The sequence below is a fragment of the Paenibacillus sp. GCM10012306 genome (assembly GCF_042649265.1).
Taxonomy (GTDB): domain Bacteria; phylum Bacillota; class Bacilli; order Paenibacillales; family Paenibacillaceae; genus Paenibacillus_AQ.
The window spans coordinates 525,765-549,204 of sequence record NZ_JBHRYW010000001.1 but is presented as its reverse complement, the minus strand read 5'-3'; the positions used below and the strand labels follow the sequence as shown (position 1 = coordinate 549,204).

The window sequence follows — 23,440 nt, the reverse complement described above, 5'->3', positions numbered from 1 at the left end:
ACTGGAGTAATCATCCATTCCTTCTTTATGTATTATATAGGCTTATAGCATAGGGAAAAGTTACAGCAAATTTAAAGTTAGACAACGAATCCTTAATAGAATCACCTTAATTTGGAACAAATAGAAACGGTTTCGCCGTCCGCTAAGAGACGGTATCCGTTTCAGTGAGAAATATAAGGATGACTTATAGCGGAAACATATAAATTCTTCTATTTTAAAAAAAGTCCCTGCGCACCAAGGCGAGGGACTTTAAGTATGCTTTATACTCCGAAGGACGCAGGATCTTTTCTCCAGGAATGCAGAAGATCCACATCACTTGCAGCAATTTTACTCTGAGACAGTGCGACATCAATCAACGTGGTGTAATTGGACAAGCTCTGCAGCGGGATCTCTGCAGCGGTGAACGCTTGTGTGGCTCGGTCTAGCTCATAGCTGAAAATAGCCAGCACCGCCAGTGGCACGCCACCGGCCTCCTGAACCGCCTGAGCAGCCTTAATGGAGCTGCCACCAGTGGAGATCAGGTCCTCGATGACGATAACCTTCTGCCCGGGAGCAATCAGACCCTCGATCTGGTTCTGCTTGCCGTGGCCTTTAGCTTTGTCGCGGATATATGCCATAGGCAGATTCAGCTTGTCAGCTACCCAAGCCGCGTGCGGGATACCGGCTGTTGCTGTTCCGGCAATCACCTCAGCGTCCGGGTAACGGCTCTTAATCAGCTCGGCAAAAGCATCGGCGATATAGTTACGAACTTCTGGATACGATAAGGTCAGACGGTTATCACAGTAGATAGGTGACTTAATGCCTGAAGTCCAGGTAAAAGGCTCCTGCGGGCGCAGGTTTACCGCACCGATCTCCAGCAAATACGAAGCGACTTGTTCACTTTTATTTGAAAATTGGCTCACGCTTGAATCATCTCCTCAATAATTGTTAGTGCTGCTTGACGCGGATCAGATGCTGCTGTTATCGGCCGACCGATTACGAGATAGTGGCTGCCCTGCCGGATCGCTTGTCCCGGTGTCAGGACTCTCGTCTGATCATCCATGGATGACCCAGCTGGCCGGATGCCAGGGGTCACTGTGCGAAAATCTGGGCCGCAGGCAGATGCAATAGCTGCTGACTCCTGCGGGGATGCTACAACGCCATCAAGGCCTGCTTCCGCAGCCAGCTTGGCGTAATGCACTACTGTATCGCCAACAACACCTGGAATGCCAATCTCCTCGTTCATAACTTCCTGGCTCGTACTGGTCAGTTGGGTCACCGCAATAATTACGGGCATATCAAGCTCTGGATTAGCGCTAACCGCAGCGGCTGCCCCCTCACGAGCTGCAGCCATCATCGCCTTACCGCCTCCGGCATGCACGTTGAACATATCAGCGCCCAGCCTTGTGATGCTGCCTGCTCCGCCTTTTACTGTGTTCGGGATATCATGCATTTTGACATCCAGAAATACAGAGTAGCCCCGGCCTTTCAGCTCTCGTACGAACTCCGGTCCTGCCGCATAGAACAACTGCATGCCGACTTTCATATAACATGGAATGCCTTCCAGCTTCTCCATAAGCAGTCTTGCACTGTCTACATCCGGGTAATCCAGGGCAATCATCAACCGCTTGGCCATGTCTGACCACGCAGCATCTTGTCCTGGCTTCACCTCTTGCTCTTTTTCATAAGCCATAACCACCGCTCCTATCCAGTTTCACCTTATCCACGAGGACCGCATTGTAGCTACTTCAAGGCCCGGTCATGGCGGGACGGTCTGCGAATCCTCCGCAAACCGTCCCTGTAGCACGTTCAATGCTGTTTATTCAGTTCTTTATTGACCGACAAATGCAGGCATGGACTGCGACGAGAAGTTAATGGTCTGCAGCATTCTCAGCAGCGCCGCTACTGTATCGAGCGAGGTCATGCAGACCACGCCGTTCTCTACCGCTTCACGGCGGATGCGGAATCCGTCACGCTCTGGTGTTTTGCCCTTAGTCAGGGTGTTGAAGACAAAGTTGGCTTGCCCGCTGCGGATCAGGTCGATGATGTTCGGTTCGCCTTCGCCGAGCTTGTTGACGTTCATAACATTCAGCCCCGCTTCTTCAAGCGCTGTAGCCGTACCGCCAGTAGCGATAATTTTGTAGCCCATGCCATCGAAGCCCTTCATCAGTTCTACCGCTTCTGCTTTATCTTTATCCGCTACGGTGACAATGATTGCTCCCGTGGCTGGGATCTTCATACCCGCACCGATGAGGCCTTTGTACAGGGCTTTGGCATACAACTTGTCGCGGCCCATAACCTCACCCGTCGATTTCATCTCAGGTCCCAGGGTAGGCTCAACGCGGCGCAGCTTGGCGAACGAGAAGACCGGTACTTTTACCGATACATAATCGCTTTCCGGCCACAGTCCGTCTTGGTAGCCCTCTTCCTTGAGCTTGCCACCCAGAATGACCTTAGTAGCCAGGTGAGCCATCGGAATGCCTGTCACTTTGCTTAAGAAAGGAACCGTACGCGAGGAGCGCGGATTCACCTCAATGACATACACTTCATCTTTATAGATAACGAACTGGATATTGACGAGGCCCACAGTCTTCAGTTCTTTGGCAATCTTGATTGTGATCTCAGTGATCTTCGACTTCAAGCCTTCATCCAGATATTGTGGTGGATACACAGCGATGGAGTCGCCGGAGTGGACGCCTGCACGCTCAACATGTTCCATGATCCCTGGAATGACTACTGTCTCACCATCACAAATCGCGTCAACCTCAACTTCTTTACCCAGCATGTAACGGTCGATCAGAACTGGATGCTCCGGATTCACCTTCACGGCTTCCACCATGTAGCTCAGCAGCTCAGTATCGTTGTAGACGATCTCCATCGCGCGTCCGCCAAGTACGTAAGACGGGCGAACCAATACCGGATACCCCAGCGACTGTGCAGTTTCAACAGCTTGATCAACAGTCGTAACCGTCTTACCCTTCGGCTGTGCAATATCAAGACGAGAGAGCAATGCTTCGAACTTCTTGCGGTTCTCGGCTTCGTCAATGCTTTCCAGACTTGTTCCGAGGATATTTACCCCGGCAGCACTCAGCGGTGCCGCAAGGTTGATCGCCGTCTGTCCACCGAACTGTACGATGACCCCGATCGGATTCTCCTGCTCTACCACGTTCATAACATCTTCAAAGAACAACGGTTCAAAATACAACCGGTCCGATGTGTTGAAGTCTGTAGATACGGTCTCCGGATTGTTATTGATAATTACGGCTTCGTAGCCAGCCTTCTGAATCGCCCATACCGCGTGTACGGTAGAGTAGTCGAATTCAATCCCTTGTCCGATACGGATCGGACCAGAACCGAGCACGATTACCTTCTGCTTGTCGGAAGGCGTCACTTCGTTCTCAGTCTCATAGGTGGAGTAGTAGTAAGGTGTGGAAGCCTCAAACTCGGCCGCACAAGTATCTACCATCTTGAACACCGGCTTCAGTCCCTGAGCAAGACGCAATGCCCGCACCTCGGATTCCTTCGTTTGCTTGCCGTTAGGGTCGCCTTCAGCACGAATCTCGGCGATCGCCCGGTCGGTAAAGCCGAAGCGTTTGGCTTCATACAACGTTTCCGCTGTCAGGCTCTCTTCCCCGCGAATCACGTTCTCGAAGCTCACCAATCCTTCAATCTTGGAGAGGAACCACCAGTCTACGTTAGTGATATCCTGAACCTCTTGCAGTCCGTAGCCGCGGCGGAATGCCTCAGCGATCAGGAACAGACGCTCATCATCGGCTTTTGCCAACCGATCTCTCAGGACCTGTTCTTCCAGCTTCTCTGCACCTGGCAGACGGAAGCGGTGAACACCGATCTCCAAGGAACGAACCGCTTTATGAATGGACTCTTCGAAGGTACGGCCGATAGCCATAACCTCACCGGTCGCTTTCATCTGTGTGCCCAGCTTGCGGTTAGCCGACGTGAACTTGTCGAACGGCCAGCGTGGGATTTTGCTCACGATATAGTCAAGAGTTGGCTCGAAGCAAGCATAAGTCTGGCCGGTAACCGGATTGACGATCTCATCCAGGGTATAGCCCAATGCAATCTTAGCCGCCATCTTGGCAATCGGATAACCGGTTGCCTTGGAAGCCAGCGCCGAAGAGCGGCTAACACGCGGATTCACTTCAATTACATAGTATTGATAGCTTTGCGGATCAAGCGCGAACTGTACGTTACAGCCGCCTTCGATGTTCAGCGCACGGATAATCTTGAGCGACGCGCTACGCAGCATTTGGTATTCACGGTCGGACAGTGTTTGGCTTGGCGCCACAACGATACTGTCTCCGGTATGCACACCTACTGGATCGAAGTTCTCCATGTTGCAGACTACGATACAGTTGTCATTGGCATCACGCATAACCTCGTATTCGACTTCTTTCATACCGGCGATGCTCTTCTCAACCAGACATTGTCCGATCGGGCTGTAACGGATACCCGCCTTAACGGTCTCACGCAGTTCCTCTTCGTTATCACAGATACCGCCGCCTGTACCACCCAAAGTGTAGGCAGGACGGACAATCAGCGGATAGCCGATCTCATCGGCGAAGCTCAATGCTTCCTCCAGTGTGGTGATGATGGTGCTCTCCGGTACCGGTTGTTCCAATTCACGCATCAGTTCGCGGAACAGGTCACGGTCCTCAGCTTTTTCGATGGAGTGCAGTTGCGTTCCGAGCAGCTTCACATTCTCTTGCTTCAGAACACCCGCACGAGCCAGTTCTACCGCCATGTTCAGACCTGTCTGGCCACCGAGTGTCGGCAGCAATCCGTCTGGACGCTCTTGACGGATAATGCCGGTCACGAATTCCAGGGTAATTGGTTCAATGTAGACTTTGTCAGCCATATTGGTATCGGTCATAATCGTCGCCGGGTTGCTGTTGATCAGCACGACCTCGACGCCTTCTTCTTTCAGGGCTTGGCAGGCCTGTGTGCCTGCATAGTCGAACTCGGCTGCTTGGCCGATGACGATCGGACCGGAGCCGATCACCAGGATCTTTTTAAGCTTCTCATTCTTAGGCATTTTATCTTGCTCCTTTCACGGCTTCAAGCTGGGGCGTAGGCTGCGGCGCCGTGATTCTGGCGTTGGCTGCAAGCTGTGCCTGGCGCGGGTTGACCGGCTTACCTGCCTTATGCTCTGCAATCATTTGCAGGAAACGGTCGAACAGGTAACTGCTATCATGCGGTCCTGGCGCTGCTTCCGGGTGATATTGCACCGAGAAAGCAGGGTAGCGTTTATGTTTGAGACCTTCAACGGTCTTGTCGTTATTATTGATGTGTGTAACTTCCAGCTCTGTACTCTGGATGGAGTCCTCGTTAACGGTGTAACCATGGTTCTGCGAAGTAATGAAGCAGCGTCCGCTCTCCAGTTCTTTTACCGGATGGTTGCCGCCGCGGTGACCGAACTTCAGCTTCTCGGTGTCTGCGCCGCAAGCCAGTGCGAACAATTGGTGACCCAGGCAGATGCCGAAGATTGGATATTCGCCGAGCAGCTCGGAGATCGTTTGTACCGCGTAAGGTACATCCTTAGGGTCTCCAGGGCCATTGGACAGCTGGATGCCATCCGGGTTCAGGCGACGAATCTCATCTGCAGTCACATCATGCGGTACGACAACTACGTCACAACCGCGGTTGTTCAGCTCGCGCAGAATACCTGTTTTTGCACCGTAATCGACCAGTACAATTCTTTCCTTGTTGCCAGGGCTGATGTACGTGTTCGGTGTCGAGGTGCGAGCGACTTGATTACGCAATTCTTCAATCGTGGTATCGCCCATCATTTCCATCAGTTCTTCCACACGTTTGTTGGAAGTGGTCAGAATCGCCTTCATCGTTCCATAGTGGCGGATGATGCGAGTCAGCATCCGGGTGTCAATCCCGCTGATGCCGGGAATGCCATATTCCTTCAGCAGATCGTCTACGCTGTATTCTGCCCGCCAGTTGCTTGGTACCGTCTCATGACGGCGAACCACAAACCCGTGCACGAATGGACGTGCGGATTCGAAATCATCGCGTGTAATCCCGTAGTTCCCGATCAGCGGGTAGGTCATCGTTACGATCTGTCCGCAATAGGACGGGTCCGACAGAACCTCTTGATATCCCGTAATCCCCGTGTTAAATACAACCTCACCTGTCTTTTCGCCCTCGGCGCCAAATGCGGTGCCCGTAAACAACGTGCCATCCTGCAGAAGCAATCTTGCCTGCATTCCCTTCCACTCCTTCTTGTTGTTTCTATTATAAAAGTCCGTTATTAGCCACGATTATTCCATACCAGCTTACCGTCAACCCAAGTGCTAACCGGCCAGCCTTTCAGCTTCCATCCTGTGAATGGGGTGTTCCGTCCCTTAGTGGCAAAATCCGCCGGATTCACTTCCTTCTCTTGCTCCAGATCGATCAGTGTCAAATCTGCAGGCGCTCCGATCTCCAGCACACCTGTGTTCAACCGGAAGACGCGAGCCGGATCAGCAGTCATACGCTGTACCAGCAGCGACAGATCCCATTTGCCAGTAGCTACAAAAGCGGTGTAAAGCAGCGGGAAGGCTGTTTCAAATCCGACGATACCAAATGGCGCAAGCTGCATGCCCTTGGCTTTCTCTTCTTCACTGTGCGGCGCGTGGTCGGTAACGATCATATCGAGCGTTCCGTCCAGCAGACCTTCGATACAAGCTTCAACATCGCGGCGCGAGCGCAGCGGCGGGTTCATTTTCCAGTTGGCATCAAGCCCCGGAATATCCTCTTCCGACAGCAGCAGATGGTGCGGGCAAACCTCAGCGGTCACCTTAATTCCAATCTCCTTCGCTTGACGAATGAGGCGTACCGATTGCTCAGTGCTGACGTGGCAGACATGATAGTGAACCCCTGTAGCTTCTGCGAGCAAAATGTCGCGGCCCACATGGATCGCTTCCGACTCATTCGGAATGCCGATCAGGCCGTGCTTCTGCGCGAACGTTCCTTCAGATACACATCCGCCTTCCACCAGCGAGTTATCTTCGCAGTGGGCGATGACCGGCATATCCAGTCCAGCGGCGAGCTTCATAGCATCTTTCATCATCTGTGCGCTTTGCACGCCGACTCCATCATCGGTGAACCCGATAGCACCGGCTGCTTTCAGTGCAGTGAAATCCGTCAGTTCCCGTCCCAACTCATTCTTCGTAATGGCTGCATACGGCAGAACCTTCGCCAGTCCAGCTTCGCTGGCTTTGTCTTTCACAAGCTGCACCACTTCAGGGGTATCCGTAACTGGACGAGTATTCGGCATGCAGGCGATGGTGGTAAAACCGCCCTTGACTGCCGAACGGCTGCCAGTTTCAATCGTTTCCTTATGTTCAAAGCCCGGCTCGCGCAGGTGCACGTGCATGTCGATCAGACCAGGAGTCAGCAGCTTACCTTCTGCATCAATAACCTCGGCGGTTCCGGCTGGTTCTTCACTGCCATTCAAAATTGCGGCGATGACTCCATTCTCAATCACAATAGTTTTTCGTTCCGGCTGGCCTTCTTTATTCAATACGCTGGCGTTTTTAATGATCACTGTCATGATTCTCCTTTTGTGCCCGCAGACCACTGCTGCAAGCTTCCCCGTTATTATATAATAAAAATTCATGATTGTGTATATTTATTAATTAGTAAATGTCAGCTTTTTTAGAGAAGCGCTCTTTCGAGGACAGCCATCCGTACCGGCACCCCGTTCGACATTTGCGGGAAGATGCGCGACTGGCTGCATTCTACCACTGCATCATCAATCTCAACGTTCCGGTTCACCGGTGCTGGGTGCATGATAATCGTGCTTGCACTGAGCTTCGAAGCGCGTTCTTCGGTCAGGCCGAACTGTAGGCGGTATTCTTCTGCCGACTGCAGAATTCCGCTAGCATGACGCTCGAGCTGTACCCGCAGCATCATCACAACATCAGCTTGCATCGCCTCTTCCATGGAAACATATGGCGCGTAAGCCGCAAGCTCGGGAGCCTTCATATTCTCTGGTGCGCAGAACTGCACCTGTGCCCCCATCTTGGTCAATCCCCAGAGGTTGGAGCGAGCTACACGGCTGTGCAGGATGTCTCCGATGATCGACACTTTCAGGCCTTTCAGACTGCCGAAGTGTTTGGTCATCGTATACATATCCAGCAGTGCTTGTGTCGGATGTTCGTTGTTACCATCACCCGCGTTGATTAATGGGACGGATACTTTCTCGGCAAGCTGCGCTAACACACCCGCCGGCTTGAGCCGGATTACTCCGGCATCAATGCCCATCGACTCCAGTGTCCGTACCGTGTCGTAGATCGACTCGCCTTTTTCCACACTGGAAGCAGCAGCCGTGAAGTTCAATACTTGTGCACCGAGGCGCTTCTCAGCCATTTCGAATGAGAAGCGGGTACGCGTGCTATTCTCAAAAAACATATTGGACACAAACCGCGATTCCAGAACGGGTGTTAATTTCTGACTCTGACTATCCCAATGGGCCGTTCTCTCCAGCAGTTGTTCGATCTCTGACCGATCCAGATCTTTTAAGCCGAGCAAGCTGCGTTCCTTCACCTTGGTTGCTGTCATCATGATTATTTTTCCTCCCATTGCGAAATAATGGACACTTCGTCTTTACCGTCATATTCCTTCAGCGCCACTTCGATTTGCTCATGTTTGGAGGTAGGTACGTTCTTGCCGATATAGTCTGGGCGGATGGGTAGCTCACGGTGACCGCGATCCGCAAGGACCGCAAGTTGAATCATTCGCGGCCTTCCGCAGTCCATCAGGGCATCCATCGCCGCGCGGATCGTCCGTCCGGTGTAGAGTACATCATCGCACAGAATAACTTTTTGATCGTGGATGCCTGTGCTGTCCGCATTCAACATCAGATTGCTGCTCACTACCGCCGAGGCGCCCGCTTCACTACTGCTCTCGCCCTCATCACTACGGTCATCACGGTAATGGGTGATATCCAGCTCGCCGTAAGGAATGGCTACTCCTTCAATCTCCTTGATCCGCTCTGCAATCCGGCGGGCCAGATACACACCACGGGTGCGAATGCCGACTAATAAGCAGTTCTCAATACCTTTGTTCTTCTCCAAAATCTCATGTGCAATTCGTGATAACGCCCGGCGAATCGCCGTTTCATCCATAATGACGTTTTTTTCAGTAACCATGATTGTCATCCTCTCTGCTTGTACGCCACTTCAAGTTCCTTGGAAAACAAAAAACTCCTTGCCTGAAACAGGCAAGGAGTGAACTCCGCAGATGAAGAAGATGATGGCCGCGCGCATAAAAAGACCCCCGTATAATTATACGGATACCCTCTTAAGAGTCGCGAACCTCGATTCACGTTACCTTGCCAGCCTCACGGGACTGAATTAAAGGCGCTATTCATTTAACAGAAGTATGACAGAATGATGATGGCATGTCAACTCCCAGAGATGATTTCGGGAAGAAGTGGCGCCCCACAGGGTTGTAGAACATACAGTCATTGTGCTGTCCTTCTATAGAAGAGAGCATTATCGGTTATTCACAAACGTCCGGCCTCCCTCTATACTGTTAAAAGATAATGATAATCAATCTCATGATAAGGGGTATCTACAAAATGACATCGAAGAACCGTTTCATGTATTTAATCGTTACTATTTTAATCGTCAGTGTACTGAGCGCTTGCGGAAATTCCAACGATGGTCAGTCCACTTCTACTTCTGCACCGTCTCCTTCGGCCCAATCGGAGTCAGCCAACACTGCTTCTAATGAGGATGGATATCGCTTGTTAACAGATGCCCTGGGTAATGAAGTGAAAGTACCTAATCATCCGCAGCGAATCATTGCTTCATTCCTGGAAGACCCTCTTACTGCACTCGGCATGAAACCAGTCGCTCAATGGGGCTATAAAGGTGCTCCTCAACATTACTTACAGGACAAGCTTGGTGATGTGCCAGTACTGAATGTGGATGGAGGGCTTAAATCAGAAGAGACACTGTCCTACAATCCCGACCTCATTATTTTCCTCTCACCCTCTTATCTCCGAAACGGCGATTATGAGCAATTTGCCAAGATTGCACCAACCTTCGTGCTTTCCGATAACGATAGCGATTGGAGAGGCAATCTTCAGAAGCTAGGTGCCTTATTAGGCAAAGAGGATGCGGCGAACCAAGCGCTGGCTGACTATGACAAAAAACTTAGCGATGCGAAAAAACAACTGGGAGATACACTCACTGACAAAACAGCAATTTTGCTCCAAGGCGGAGATGAAAAAGGTTATAACCTGTTCGGCCCAGGCTTCTTCGGAGGAGCTATGCTATATGATTCCTTCGGCTTTAAAGCACCTAGCCTAATTAACGGAAGTTATGAGACTTACTCACTTGAAACACTTCCACAGCTGAAAGAAGTGGACTATATCTTCGTACTCTCCGGTGAAGGACGAGCTAAGCCACCTGAAGACAATCCGCTGTGGCAGGAATTGCCTGCTGTCAAATCTGGCAATGTGTTTGCAGTGGACTCCGGGCATTGGTTCAATGCCAACCCTATTGCAAACGGCTTAGTCATCGACGATATTGTACGGTATATCCATGAATAATAGGAATAGCCTCGACCTGCAGCATTTTGCTGCGGGTCACTTTTATTACAAGCTGCTGGATGTCGTATGCATCAAGGACCACTCAAGCCCGCATTGGCCTGAACGAAAATTCTTAGAGACTGAGTCGCATGTACTGCTGCTCTCCTCATCGGATCGTGGACGTTTAGTGATTGATGGACATTTTCACCCTATTCACGCAAGCTCCTTATTTGTATGTACACCTGGCCAGTTGGTCGAAGTAACTAATTATTCTGGCAGTGAGCTGGAACTCCTGCTGCTATATTTTCAAGTCCAAACGCTTCCGCTAGAAAAAGAAACCAGTAAGAGCACTCGAACAGACGTTACTTTTCCTTTTCACGGGGAAGCGATGATTAGCCCGTCTTCGGCGGTCACCCATCTGTACGACATCATCAAAACCCATTGGAGCAATAAGAACTCTCCCTCCGCTCAGCTTCGCTGTGAAGCCGGACTTCTGGAGCTGCTCAGTCTTGTACTTGGTTATCAGGAGCAACAGACTGCCCTTGCACTGGAAAGTGCCCGTCTAGAGCTTGAACGGCATTATCAGAGCGACATCACGATAGACAGCCTGGCGGGAATAGCCGGATTGAGCCGGTTCCATTTCATGCGATTATTTAAAGAGCGTTATGGCAGAGGGGTGATGGAATACAGAACGGACCTGCGGCTTATGGAAGCCAAACGGCTACTAGACAATCCTGACTCTCCCTCTATCAGTAGCATCGCTTATCAAATAGGCTATAAGAGCGAAACCTATTTTAGCAGTCTTTTCAAAAAACAAACAGGACTTGCTCCCGCAGTTTACCAGCGCAATCAGAAGTGCAGAGTCGCCGCCTACAGCTGGATCAACTTCGGTCAGTTGCTTGCGCTGCAGATCATCCCTTTTGCCGCACCGATTGATCATTACTGGACAGATTACTATAGAATCAAATATAAATACGAAGTGAAGGTTCCATTAAGCCATCAATATAATTTTAACTGGGAAGCTTTGAAGCAAGCTAAACCTCACTATATCATCGGTATGGACAGCTTAATCCCTCCAGAGGAGCAGGTCAGACTTGAAGGAATTGCACCATTACTGCTCCTGCCTTCTGGAGCAAGCTGGCGCCAGCACCTGTGCCTTATCGCAGAATTTCTGGGGAGAACGAACGTGGCCCTGAAATGGCTAAGCCATTATGATCGCAAAGCAGTAGCGATACGAGAGCAATTACAGCCGATGATAGGCCAAGATTCACTGCTCGTTGTGCTCATAAGTGGTGACCAATTATATGTATGGGGAAAAAGCGCAGGCACCGTGTTCTACGACGATCTTCGGTTCTCCATGCCGCCAGCCGTCGCTGAATTTGATTGGAAAAAGCCCATAGAAGCCCATGAACTTCAGAGTTTCAGCGCAAACCGGATTATCGTACATCTCAATGAAGATCCCGTCTCCCAAACACTATGGACCAAGCTCTTAGGGTCAGATGCCTGGAACAGGCTACAAGCTGTTCGTGAACATAAGATTCACCTCATCACAGGCTATTCCTGGTTTGAAGCTCCCTGGGGCGAGTACGCCGCAGATCATTTTGACCGATTTATAAGTATGGTACCTGGAATTTTTGCTGTTGATACGGGAATATGATTGTTAGCGGAGATCGACGTTCATCTAATGTATGCTCTAAGCGATAACCCTTCATAAAGTGACTCATGAATCGGCGGGTTTGCTCTTCACGGTAAACCTGCCCCTCATCACCGCCATAAACATATACCAAATAATACAGCTGTATCGTTATATCCTCTACAAACCAACTGTACTGGGCTTCATCAAAATCAAAAAGTGAGGAAGCTATACAATATTTTTCAGGAACCAATTTTGGCTTCAGTCCTGTCTTTTGACAATCCCCTCTTGGGGACGATACGTTTTGGACAAAGCATGTAGCCTTCCTGTAAGCCGTCCCAGTTGCTCGTGCAGCTCATCATGCTGAAGACAATCCGGATACTCAACCTTTTTTCCCTGAGCTTTTTCAAAAGACACGCAAGTGTAATACCCACCCAGAAAATGAATGACCTCCGTCCATCGTCCCTTATTCGAAAGAGTAGGTAAGGAGACTGCAATCCCTGCATTTGCGAGGAACATCATCCAATCCAGTTCACTTTGGACCAAACTCTCTGAACGATTGGCGCTTGGCGTGAATCTCAGAATAAAGCTTGCTCCCTCCCGCTCATACTCGTAGACGATATTCTGACTGCCTCCTATATAAGAGAGCTCATTGCTGCTCGTGTTAAAAAGTTGGGCCGCTATCTCAAGTAGCTCATTGGTTAAAGCAATATTATTTTTCATCGTACCTCCACAGCGTTAGGTTTCAGGATTTCCTATTGCTTTGAATAATTGAATTTCTCCAAATAGTCGCTAATGATTCTCTCGTCCTGATGCCACCATAACATTGGAAAATCATGATTTCTTACAAATCCTAATTTTGTCGCTAACTGAATCGAACGTTGATTGCCTGCGTCGCAATTATAGTTTGGCACTACATCATGCTTCAAACAATGCTCGATATATGCTGCACCTGTAAGTGTTGCTAACCCTCGCTTCTGGTATTCATCCACCGTTACGATATCAATATCCGCATACCCTCCACCTACAAAAAACGAATTGCACACGCTAGCGAAATGATCATTCATCATTATGCAATAACCAAATCCTCGCTCCATAAAATGTTGGGACGAATTCCATAGCGAGTCATAGGAAGAGTCCATTTCATTTCGATATTTGTTGAACAGCGTGTCATCCATTGATTTCATTACATAATACTCGGGCAATGCTTGTAGAGTAGTTTTAAGATTCTGGAATCGGGATGGATCGAATGTAAAAGAAGATCGGTGCAACAAAACAGTCCTCCCCGCCAGCCTTTCGTTAATTAGAATTAGCAGTTCCGGCGTTGTAACATAAAGATCATAGTAAGTTGAATGGTTCTGTTCATTGAGTAAATATTCAACTACATCGTTCATAAAGCGCTCATCGCTGCCGCTCCCGGCCAAAAGATACTGTCCATACGAATGGATGACAAGACAAGAGGCAGGATTCTCACGGTGATCCACAAACACTTTTCCAGACTGATTATGATCAATTACGGAATACGCAAACACAGGTTCATAGGCTTGATTCTTCAGCAGTGGCAGAACGCGAGTGTACTCCTCATCAGATAGTTCTATCATCTTATCTACCTCCTTGAGTGTATTTAAGCAAAGCTATTTAGCAAAAATGGTGTTCCATCATGGCAATTTACAAGCCCTTTGCTTCATCCCAGAAGCGTTTGAACGTGCTGACATTATCGTACCTTAATTCTCGATCTTCACTAACTGCTCGCAGTGCTACTTCGTAGAGCGGCCTCCCTGCTTCCCATTTAGAGAAAGCGTGATCCATTTCGCCTCCTAACAAACCAAAGGCAATAGCGCCCATGGTGAAAACATTGGTCTGTGCATCGATAGGCGCACCTAATATAAACTCTTCAGGCGCTTTTGATCTTGTGGCACCCCAGAAATTCTCCCCCATGTCATTTACAGCAGGGGCTTTTCTGTAGAAATCAATGTCACATATTTTAGTTATATCGTGTGAAAAATCGTATAAGATACTTCCATCGTAGAAATCAACGGCGACATATCCTTGTGCTTCAACAAAAGTATGAAATTCAAACATGGCATTCAGAGATTCCAGACGCTTTTCAAGGGGCAAATGCTTGTATTTATAAAATGGCGAGTCAGGATGATTATGTTTGGCTTCACCTGCGAAGGACCAATGCGAATGAAGACATTCACCTTCGAACCATTCAAATACTGCTGCGTATCCGTTATCGGTACGGAAATGATCCTTGATCTGAATAAGATACGGATGATTTAAAACGTTATACAACGGAATAGCTGCAACTAACCGCGACACAGCCTCTTGAGGATTCCCTGAAAAATCCAGCGGCCTCGCTCCTGCATACTTAACGAATTTCTTCGCTCCATCCTTCTCCACCCCGAAACAGATATTCCCTGAATCTTGTTGATCAAATACACAGAACACTTTACCTAGAGAGCGCAGCCATTCAAAATCGTGCTGTTCTTGAAGCTGAAAGGTAACCTCATCGAAAGAATAGGTAACCGGAGCGCCTGCTTCCTTCTCTTGAAGAAACGCTACAAACTGCTCAATGTTCGCAAAACGGTTGATTTCGACCCCTTTGCTTCGGAGATAGTCCTCTAACATAGAGCTTAAACGTTCAGTAGCTGCTTGTAGCTGCGATAGATCTTGTGAATGAAGAAGTAATACCAGATCGGGGAATCCCAATTGTCTGTATTGCTCCTGGTATTTAAAATCAGTGGTATAGTCGCTAGGCCAGTGCCCGGTTTCAGCGTAAAACAAAAAGGCAGCGATCGAATCCTGTACATGGACAGCAGCGAAAAATGCGGTATCGAAATCGTTTCTTTCACATGCGGTAATGATTTTGTCCAGAACGCCCTTTTCCTCTTCATAAAAGCCTTTCATTCTACCAGAGTAATCAGGGTTGCTGTAGTGCTGTTCCCTTTGCGCCATGATTAGCTCAAGTGTATCTGCCACGAGTTCTTCACATGCCTCAAGAATACGGGCGTTCACGTCGCTTTGTGTAATCGTTTCTATATAAGATTCCAAGCGCACCGGCTTGATCTGAAGACTTAATATTTGTTCCATGTTTTTACCAAAGCCCTTTGAGTAATACGTCCCATTTAACAGGGCAAGGCTTAGGAAGATCTTTGTTAAAATACCGTGTGACTCTGTTCTATAGAACGTTAGAGAGCCAGACTCGCTAGCACGGGTCAGCTTATATAAATGCACATAAACATCACGGAGCTCGGCTTCAGCCTTCTCTATCATTTTTTGAGCATTCTCCGAGGCCTGCAACGCAGAGGTAGTCTCTCGCAGCTTCATGAATCTCTCACGATCTTCATCCGAACGGGTATACAGAAGCTTACAATCCGTGATAATCGTAGTTTTATCTTCTTGAAACGAGGTCATCCTCTCCGCACGTTCCCAACTAATCGGCCAGAAATCAAAGCCTATGCCATCAATAATAAATTGAATACTTGCGTCATAACCTTTCGAAGTGGCTGGTATAAAAAAGAAGTCCAAGTCAGAGCGTTTCGTCGCAGTTCCCTGCGCGTATGACCCGTAGTAAGCAACAATTGCAATCTCTTCAGCGTAAACTTTCTCTATATGAATCAAAAGTGACTTGGCAACATCAAATACATTCAGCATTTTAATTCCCCTTTGTATATAAATGGATATCCCATTTTCATAATACTAAAGGATCAGGGAAGAATTCCGGTAAAGTTTAATTATAATAAGAATTAACAAAGACCACCCTGAGAACAGGATGGCCTTTGTATTTAAACAACTTACAAGTATTATTTGTTATTATAGCTCTCCAAAAGGGCTTCGATGGACACCCCGTTGATTTTAAGCCCTGAGATATCGCAATCTTTAATGTCGACGTTTGAAAGATTACAGTTCAGGAAGGAGCTGCCCTGTAACTCGCAGTTTTCGAACCTGTTTGGTTCTCCATGCATCTTAATATCGTGGAAATGAGCTCCTCCCAGTTCACAATTACTCACCTCAATCTCCCACAATCCAACCTCAACAAATTTAGCAAGATGCATAGTTATATTATTATAGAAGGTCTTGCTCATATTGATATCATCAAAACTGGAACCCTCCAGATTAATGTTATAAAATCTTGTTGTATTCAGATCGCTGTCGTCAAAATCACTGCCTCCCATAGCCACACGCCGGAACTCCGTTTCTGGCATTCTCTCGTCCTGAAAAACCTTCTTCTTAAACGCCTCGTTCAATTTGTTCTGGCTGAGATTGTCATTTACCATGCTTAGCATCTCCCTTTTTAATGATGTTCTTGATCTGCGAAGTCTGCTCTCTACTGCATCAACAGATACACCAAGGAAATCACTAATCTCCCTGATCTTATACCCATCAATGTAATACAGAATTGTGACTGTACGGTTAGCTTCGGATAGGGTGTTCAGAGCGTTCCATACCTCATTACGAAGTTCTTTCTTTAATAATTGATCTTCGGTGCTTTCTAGCTGCGGGGCATCTACTCGTTCCGCTAATTCGTACACTTCCTTGTGTTTGTTAGCCCTGAACCAATCCATGCATTCCCTTGTGGTAACCGCATATAGCCAACTGCCAAGTTTTTCGGGTTCCTTTAAGCTGGACAACTTCTTGAATGTCTTAACAAAGACCTCCTGTGCAACATCCTGCGCAGTGTGGAAATTACCCAATTTACCGTAAGCTACCCCGTAAACAGCATTGGCATATTTGCTGATCAGTTCACCGAATGCATCAACCTCTCCTCTGCACACCCTATTTACCAGCTCTGTATCCGAACAACCCACTTTCATCCTCCTCAAATTAAGTTCATAACATTAGACGTAAGAAGAATTAAGAAACCGTCTTATCGATTATAAATTTATTTATAAATTACCATGTCTACCTATTTTCAATTAAACTATAATATATAAAGTATGTATAATTAAATCATGTACCATCCCAAAGGAGAGTGTAACTTGTGCCTGAAAGCTGTGTTCCTACTGGCGTGACGCTAAAAGATACTGGTTTTGGATATACATTGTCTTTGATCGGCGGTAAATACAAAATGATTATTTTGTATTGGCTGTCTGAAAATAAGATTTTGCGGCATAATGAGCTGAAGCGAAGCATCGGTACCATTTCTTTTAAAACACTAAGTATTATGTTAAAAGAGCTTGAGGCCGATGGCCTAATCCTACGGAAGGAATATCCCCAAGTCCCGCCAAAAGTTGAATATTCACTATCCGAACGCGGCCTTTCTCTTATCCCATTGTTAGATATGATGTGCGATTGGGGAGAGAACAACAGACCACCCATTCTGGTTTAAAACAAAAGAAGTATCTCCCAACAAGGAAATACTTCTTTTTTATGTTTTAATAAAACTTCTATTTTAGAGATTGTCAATAAAACTCAAATAATCTTGTGCGCTTTTTTCCAAATCGCTTATAGAATACTCACTTTCTGTACCATAATACGCATAGAACGAACGGTAATCCGCGCCACAGTATCGGAAGGTCGTTTCAAAAGGAGATAATAAATGCTCAAGCGTATAGTGGTACTTTCCCTCTTCCGTATAATCTTCTTTTTGGATTCCGGCAGATACAGCTAGTCCGACTTTACGATTCTTTAATTTATCCCCACTATTTGAGCCATATGCCCAACCATAAGCGAAAACGTCATCCAGCCATTTTTTCAGAAGAGGCGGACTATTAAACCAATATATCGGAAACTGCAAAATAAGCTGATCATGCTCCTCAACGGCTTGCTGCTCTTTGTTCACATCTATGTTTCCATCAGGGTAAATCTTATACAATTCATGCACGGTGTATTTCTCAGGATATTTTTTGAGTTCTTCAACCCATCGCTTATTAATAACGGATTGTTCCAGGTCTGGGTGCGATACGACAACAAGAGTCTTCAAAGGTTTAACCTCCCTAAATATTAATTACTGTTAGAGTATAAGGTTCGTAATTCAAATAAGTAAGTATGCACTTTTAGTACAGGTACTTACCTAAAGGTTAGCTAGGGAGAGTTAAGTGGCATCCGTCATCCGTTCTAATTATAAAAGCCATTTCTTGCGTCGTATTCTTCCACTTGCATACCAGCCGAAGGCCTCTCAGGACATTTCCTGGTTCAGATTGCTTGTACTTAAGAGTCGCTTGCTCCGTCAAAAGATAATCTAGTAATTCATAAGAATCGGGTACAGCCTCTTGTTCGTTAAGCTTCACATGAATGGTCTGGCCGATCTTAACATAAGGGAGAACAGCATCTGGATCGTCTATAAGCGATTGAAAGAGTTCCATTTTCCAGCCTTCCGGCTCCTCTGAACTAAATAAATCCTATGACCAATTTGTTAATTCTCCGAAAGCTCATGCCATGATGTTATTTTTTTATGGCGTGTGGGACAAAACCTTTATAATATGCTTGAATATTCTGTGTTTTAATACTATTGAGATACGCTGTTCTCCGTACTGACTGGAACGATAAGTTTAAGAGCCATCCCTTGCGGGATGGCCCTTTCTTTTTATGAAAACAAACTAACTATTATTCCATCTAAAATCCAAAATGTTCACTAACTAATCTAAATTGTTCGTCAACATTTAAGTCAGGTGTTCTTTCAATGGTTCTGATTCCGCTCTTAACGCATGCCGCTACAATTTCATCAGAAAATTTGACCATGGGTTTGTTTTATTATTTCAATTCAATTTGGCCTTGCTCGGTTCCCCAGAATCCAGTCTGGACATTTAAAATAAAGCCAGTCAAATCTTCCGGAATTTCAAATACTACATTGCCTGTCTGAGCTAATCCAGGATTGATTCCTTTATATAAAAAATAGTCTCCGGAAGAAGTAATCAACGTTGACGGTGCATATGTAACCTCGTCTTTTAAGAGCTGAAAGTATGAGGAGTCCGTGGTAATCATCTTCTTACCAGCATTCTTAACAGTTACATTTACTACAAGGAAAGTGCTTCCTTCTGCACTTGGAGAATAAGAAAACAATTGTCCATCCTTAATTTTATTGGTAGTGGTTACTTTATTAACTTTAAATACGACATCCCCAACTTGCAGTTCTTCCCCTTTCTTTGCCAATTTCTTCACTTCTTCTTTGGCGTTACTCTTTGTACCTACAGAGCTTGCGGGGGTGTTGGCCTTGTCAGTTGTATTGCTTGAACTATCCTTATCTTTGGCAAATAAACCAATGACAATAGCAAGTACAATTAAAGCGATGAATCCCAGACACCCCATTTTAAAAATCTTTTTCAAGTAAAACCCTCCTAATTAGGTAGTTTGAACCATTTATTATACTATCAATATATCGGAAATTATAGGAATTTTTTTATAAGGATTAGTGACTTTTCTGAAAAAATGTTTTAGGGAAATGAAGGGGTTTATTTCATCTTCTTTTACACAAAACAATACCCCGCAGCCATTACCGGCTGCGGGGTATCCATATCCACTATATTAAAATTCAAATTCAACATCGCTGAGCCGGCGTTTGATCTCAGAGATCACGCGATGCTCTTCCTCTTCACCTTTCGCAACAAAGGTTACGGAGAAGCGTACGAAGGCTCCAGCATCATCCCAAGGTACGGTGGAGATCAGCTTCTCACGGATCAGGAATTGCGAGAAGTCTTCGCCAGTCTCAAAACGGCGTCCGCCCTTCACGCCTTTCGGCGCAGCTACGTACAGGAAGAACGAGCCTTTAGGCTTCTCGGCCTGGAAGCCGAGGCTGTTCAGCGCATCCACCAGCAGGTTATGACGGCGGGAGTATTTGTCCGCGATCGCTTCTGTAATCGATGGGTTAGCCAGACCATAGGCTGCGGCTTTTTGGATGGCGATAAACTGACCGGAGTCATTGTTGTCCTTCACATCGCTGAACGCTTTGACAATCAGCGGATTACCGGCCACAAAGCCAATTCTCCAACCAGTCATGTTATACGACTTGGACAGGGAATGCAGTTCAACACCGACATCTTTGGCACCCGGAACGGACAGGAAGCTGAGCGGCTTCACACCGTCATAGGTAAGGGCAGCGTATGGTGCATCATGAATCACGACAACATCGTATTTCTTGGCCCAGGCTACGACCTCAGCGAAGAACTCAGGCGTTGCACTGGCTCCTGTCGGGTTATTCGGATAGTTCAGGTACAACAGCTTAGCCTTCCGGGCAATCTCCTCTGGAATGGCATTCAGATCCGGCAGGAACTTGTTCTCCTTCTTCAATTCCACTGTGTAGACTTGTCCGCCCAGGTATTTGGTGTGCGTACCCAATACCGGATAGCCTGGTACCGTCATGATGGTGATGTCACCCGGATTAATGAAGCAGGATGGCAACATCGCCAGTGCTGGCTTCGAACCGATAGAATGCACGACTTCTGTTACCGGATCAATGCCTTCTACGCTGAATACATCGTGCAAGTATTGTGCAGCTGCAGCCTTGAACTCCGGAATGCCGTTATCCGAATAGCCGCGATTCTCTTCCTTTGCTGCTTCTTCGGCCAGCTTGGCAACGATCCCAGCGTCCGCCATTTCGTCCGGTTCACCGACGCCCATGTCAATCAGTTCAATGTTAGGGAAATCCAGCTTAGCGGATGCTTTGGCGCGTTTGATTTTCTCAAATTTATAGATCGCAGTGTCCTTGCCGTAGTTCGCGCCGCCGATGCGGTCTGCAAAGTTACTCTGGATGAATGTATCTTGATATTGTTCAATACTCATAAAGGTCATCTCCTGGCTTTTTTCAAAGTTCTAATCATAAATATGACGTAAACCGTGATGCAAAACCATGGATTTATTATCACTTCATTTGTACTTATCTGCTACGCAGTGCGAACAATAATTCTTCCATATCTGCTGGAAGCGGTGCACTATATTCCATATACTCTCCAGTAGATGGATGGACAAATCCGAGGACAGCCGCATGCAGTGCCTGGCCCTTCATTGTCGTTCCCTTACTACGACCATAGATAGGATCACCGGCCAGCGGATGACCGATGAATTTCATATGTACCCGAATCTGGTGAGTACGCCCCGTCTCCAGTTGCAGCTCCAGAAGCGTGCAATCGCCAAACCGTTCCAGTACGGTAAAATGAGTCACGGATTTCTTGCTGTTCTTCTCAGTAACTGTATACAGCTTACGGTCATGTGGATCTCTTCCGATCGGCGCATCTACGGTTCCCTTGTCATGCGACAGATTGCCTTGAACCACGGCGATATAACGACGGGTCACACTATGCTCCTTCAGCTGCGCAGCCAGTGAAGCATGACTGGCATCGTTCTTCGCAGCCATAATCAGGCCAGAGGTGTCCTTGTCAATGCGGTGTACAATGCCTGGGCGGATCTCGCCGTTAATGCCGGACAAGTCCTTGCAATGATACATCAAGGCATTGACCAACGTTCCTGAAGGATGTCCTACTGCTGGATGCACAACCATCCCGCGCGGCTTGTTCACAACAATCACATCGCTGTCTTCATACACAACTTCAAGCGGGATATTTTCCGCAATCAGATCCGTAACTTCCGCTTCAGGTACTGTGACAGCTACTACGTCGCCTTCCCATAGCTTGTGGTTGGCCTTAACTGCTGCACCATTTACGGTAACATGCCCGCCAGAGATCCACAGCTGTACTTGAGAGCGGGATATCTCTTCCTCCCAAGCCTCGGTAATATACTTATCAATACGCTCCCGGGCATTCTCGCCGGAGACCGTCCACACTGTGACGTCCCTCTCTTCTTCGTAGCCGGATGCCGGTTGCTGATTGACGTCATTATTCAAATCATTCATTCCCTTCTTAACCTACTTTGTTTCTTTTACTTCCGTAATCTCTTCTCCGCCCTTCATATCACGCAGCGAATCCAGAATAATCAGCGCCACACCGATAACAATGCAGGAGTCCGCGACATTGAAGATCGGGAAGGTATAGCTTCCAAAATTAAATTGTAGAAAATCGACAACCTCGCCATTTAGCATCCGATCCAGGAAATTGCCGACGGCTCCACCGAGTACAAGACCTAATGCGGTAGGCAGCAATTTGCGTGTCGCTTTGACCTTATTCAGATACCACACGATACCGGCGACAACAACGATGGTAACCAAAATGAAGAACCACTGCTGTCCTTCTAAAATGCCGAAAGCAGCCCCGCGGTTACGATGGGAGGTAATCAGGAAAAAGTTTCCGATCACCGGAATTTGTTCCCCAAGTTCCAGACGCGTAGCGATTACATATTTGGTTGCCTGGTCGATCAAAAAAGCAATGAGAGCTATCAGATAATACACCACAGAAGTTGTCACTCCGTTCTTATTTTTCCCGCTTTCATGCGGTCAAATACTGATTAAAGACTCGTATATTGTAGCACAGGCCTAAAGACCCGTCTATTGCAGACCCTTTCGTTCAAGGACTTCCCCGGGGACTATTTTCCATCGCTAAAATCCCTTCTCTCCGGTCAACCTATCAAGGAGCCCTCCCGCACAGGCTAGGCGGGGAGGAACGATTGTTCTAAAGCAAGATCAGAAAGGAGCTCACCAAATGACACACCTGACAGCAGAGCAGCTCGCAGTACTTCGTGGAGAGCTGAATCAGCAACGGGCCGATATTCGCCACAGAATGCGGAATAACGAGCATTACGGGCTGCAGGAATCCATGCGTGACAACTCCGGGGAATTGTCGGAAATCGATAACCATCCGGGCGACGTCGCTACCGACCTGTATCACCGTTCCATGGACATTTCGCTCTTGGAACGGGACGAGCATGAACTGGATGATATCGAGGCTGCCTTGAAAGCGATGGATGAAGGAACATATGGCATCTGCCTTGCCGGCGGAGAGCCTATTCCATTCGAGCGGCTGGCGGTCGTTCCTGCTACCCGTTACTGCAAAGAGCATAATCCTAGACAGAAGAAGCCGCATAACCGTCCCGCCGAAGAGGAATTCCTCACACCGCCTTTTGGACGAACCAGTCTTGACGAGAAAGAAGAACAAAATGGTTTTGACGGCGAGGACGCCTGGCAAATTGTTGAGAGCTGGGGCACATCCAATTCCCCGGCCATGGCAGAGAGCAATGAAATCGGATCCTATGAAGACATGGAGATTGAGGCCGACGAAACCGAAGGTTTTGTAGAGCCCTGGGAAAACTTTATTGCTACCGACATCGCAGGCAACAATGTAACCGTCGTTCGTGGGCGTAGCTATCAGCACTATATGGACAGTGGCGAGGGCAGTTACCTGCTTGACCCCCATCGCCAGGATGACCGGAAAGACTAACAGAACCTATTCATG

At 47.6% G+C, this 23,440-nt stretch carries 21 protein-coding genes; 4 read left to right on the top strand and 17 right to left on the bottom strand.

Annotated features, from left to right (window positions below; translation table 11 throughout):
* Positions 1-260: 260 nt before the first annotated feature.
* The 7 genes from pyrE to pyrR all read right to left on the bottom strand — a co-directional run bounded on the left by pyrE (position 261) and on the right by pyrR (position 9,140).
* A complete protein-coding gene (pyrE, locus tag ACFORK_RS02375; RefSeq protein ID WP_379195215.1) occupies positions 261-902 on the bottom strand; it encodes an orotate phosphoribosyltransferase in 642 nt (213 codons plus the stop codon).
* Positions 899-1,672 carry an orotidine-5'-phosphate decarboxylase gene (pyrF, locus tag ACFORK_RS02370; protein WP_379195213.1) on the bottom strand — a complete coding sequence of 258 codons (774 nt, stop codon included), beginning with the start codon at positions 1,670-1,672 and terminating at the stop codon, positions 899-901. The genes pyrE and pyrF overlap by 4 nt, the downstream gene beginning before the upstream one ends.
* Positions 1,673-1,810: 138 nt before the next feature.
* Positions 1,811-5,032, bottom strand: coding sequence for a carbamoyl-phosphate synthase large subunit (gene carB, locus ACFORK_RS02365; RefSeq protein WP_379195211.1), 3,222 nt, complete (start codon positions 5,030-5,032; stop codon positions 1,811-1,813).
* A 1-nt stretch (position 5,033) separates the two neighbouring features.
* Positions 5,034-6,212, bottom strand: coding sequence for a glutamine-hydrolyzing carbamoyl-phosphate synthase small subunit (gene carA / locus ACFORK_RS02360; RefSeq protein ID WP_379195209.1), 1,179 nt, complete (start codon positions 6,210-6,212; stop codon positions 5,034-5,036).
* A 44-nt stretch (positions 6,213-6,256) separates the two neighbouring features.
* On the bottom strand, positions 6,257-7,540 hold the full coding sequence (locus ACFORK_RS02355) for a dihydroorotase (protein WP_379195207.1): 1,284 nt from the start codon (positions 7,538-7,540) through the stop codon (positions 6,257-6,259).
* A gap of 104 nt (positions 7,541-7,644) precedes the next feature.
* Positions 7,645-8,553, bottom strand: a complete 909-nt coding sequence (locus ACFORK_RS02350; protein WP_379195205.1) for an aspartate carbamoyltransferase catalytic subunit — start codon at positions 8,551-8,553, stop codon at positions 7,645-7,647.
* A 2-nt stretch (positions 8,554-8,555) separates the two neighbouring features.
* Positions 8,556-9,140, bottom strand: coding sequence for a bifunctional pyr operon transcriptional regulator/uracil phosphoribosyltransferase PyrR (gene pyrR / locus ACFORK_RS02345; RefSeq protein WP_379195203.1), 585 nt, complete (start codon positions 9,138-9,140; stop codon positions 8,556-8,558).
* Between the two features lie 431 nt (positions 9,141-9,571).
* Here pyrR and ACFORK_RS02340 point away from each other — a divergent pair, with 431 nt between their 5' ends.
* Positions 9,572-10,549, top strand: coding sequence for an ABC transporter substrate-binding protein (locus tag ACFORK_RS02340; RefSeq protein ID WP_379195201.1), 978 nt, complete (start codon positions 9,572-9,574; stop codon positions 10,547-10,549).
* Positions 10,542-12,185: an AraC family transcriptional regulator gene (locus ACFORK_RS02335; RefSeq protein ID WP_379195199.1), complete on the top strand. Its 1,644-nt coding sequence runs from the start codon at positions 10,542-10,544 to the stop codon at positions 12,183-12,185. The genes ACFORK_RS02340 and ACFORK_RS02335 overlap by 8 nt, the downstream gene beginning before the upstream one ends.
* A 237-nt stretch (positions 12,186-12,422) precedes the next feature.
* Here ACFORK_RS02335 and ACFORK_RS02330 read toward each other — a convergent pair whose 3' ends face one another.
* The 4 genes from ACFORK_RS02330 to ACFORK_RS02315 all read right to left on the bottom strand — a co-directional run bounded on the left by ACFORK_RS02330 (position 12,423) and on the right by ACFORK_RS02315 (position 16,978).
* On the bottom strand, positions 12,423-12,884 hold the full coding sequence (locus ACFORK_RS02330; RefSeq protein ID WP_379195197.1) for a phosphotransferase enzyme family protein: 462 nt from the start codon (positions 12,882-12,884) through the stop codon (positions 12,423-12,425).
* A 32-nt stretch (positions 12,885-12,916) separates the two neighbouring features.
* Positions 12,917-13,762, bottom strand: coding sequence for a GNAT family N-acetyltransferase (locus tag ACFORK_RS02325; protein WP_379195195.1), 846 nt, complete (start codon positions 13,760-13,762; stop codon positions 12,917-12,919).
* 67 nt (positions 13,763-13,829) lie between these two features.
* Positions 13,830-14,738: a protein kinase family protein gene (locus ACFORK_RS02320; protein WP_379195758.1), complete on the bottom strand. Its 909-nt coding sequence runs from the start codon at positions 14,736-14,738 to the stop codon at positions 13,830-13,832.
* 1,229 nt (positions 14,739-15,967) lie between these two features.
* Positions 15,968-16,978, bottom strand: a complete 1,011-nt coding sequence (locus ACFORK_RS02315; protein ID WP_379195193.1) for a sigma-70 family RNA polymerase sigma factor — start codon at positions 16,976-16,978, stop codon at positions 15,968-15,970.
* 167 nt (positions 16,979-17,145) lie between these two features.
* Between ACFORK_RS02315 and ACFORK_RS02310 the strand changes: the two genes are divergently transcribed.
* Entirely contained in the window at positions 17,146-17,493 is a 348-nt protein-coding gene (locus ACFORK_RS02310) for a winged helix-turn-helix transcriptional regulator (protein WP_379195191.1), read from the top strand.
* A 63-nt stretch (positions 17,494-17,556) separates the two neighbouring features.
* Here ACFORK_RS02310 and ACFORK_RS02305 read toward each other — a convergent pair whose 3' ends face one another.
* The 6 genes from ACFORK_RS02305 to lspA all read right to left on the bottom strand — a co-directional run bounded on the left by ACFORK_RS02305 (position 17,557) and on the right by lspA (position 22,443).
* The gene (locus tag ACFORK_RS02305) at positions 17,557-18,087 is read right to left on the bottom strand and encodes an NAD(P)H-dependent oxidoreductase (RefSeq protein WP_379195189.1); all 531 of its coding nucleotides are present in this window, start codon (positions 18,085-18,087) and stop codon (positions 17,557-17,559) included.
* Between the two features lie 97 nt (positions 18,088-18,184).
* Positions 18,185-18,469 (bottom strand): hypothetical protein, encoded by a 285-nt coding sequence (locus ACFORK_RS02300; protein ID WP_379195187.1) that lies wholly within the window; start codon positions 18,467-18,469, stop codon positions 18,185-18,187.
* 388 nt (positions 18,470-18,857) lie between these two features.
* Complete coding sequence (locus ACFORK_RS02295) at positions 18,858-19,430, bottom strand: DUF4352 domain-containing protein (protein ID WP_379195185.1); 573 nt, start codon at positions 19,428-19,430, stop codon at positions 18,858-18,860.
* A gap of 198 nt (positions 19,431-19,628) precedes the next feature.
* Complete coding sequence (locus ACFORK_RS02290) at positions 19,629-20,882, bottom strand: LL-diaminopimelate aminotransferase (RefSeq protein WP_379195183.1); 1,254 nt, start codon at positions 20,880-20,882, stop codon at positions 19,629-19,631.
* Positions 20,883-20,976: 94 nt separating this feature from the next.
* The gene (locus ACFORK_RS02285; RefSeq protein ID WP_379195181.1) at positions 20,977-21,948 is read right to left on the bottom strand and encodes an RluA family pseudouridine synthase; all 972 of its coding nucleotides are present in this window, start codon (positions 21,946-21,948) and stop codon (positions 20,977-20,979) included.
* A 12-nt stretch (positions 21,949-21,960) separates the two neighbouring features.
* A complete protein-coding gene (gene lspA / locus ACFORK_RS02280; RefSeq protein WP_175372942.1) occupies positions 21,961-22,443 on the bottom strand; it encodes a signal peptidase II in 483 nt (160 codons plus the stop codon).
* 247 nt (positions 22,444-22,690) lie between these two features.
* Here lspA and ACFORK_RS02275 point away from each other — a divergent pair, with 247 nt between their 5' ends.
* Positions 22,691-23,425 (top strand): TraR/DksA C4-type zinc finger protein, encoded by a 735-nt coding sequence (locus ACFORK_RS02275; protein ID WP_379195179.1) that lies wholly within the window; start codon positions 22,691-22,693, stop codon positions 23,423-23,425.
* Positions 23,426-23,440: the final 15 nt, after the last annotated feature.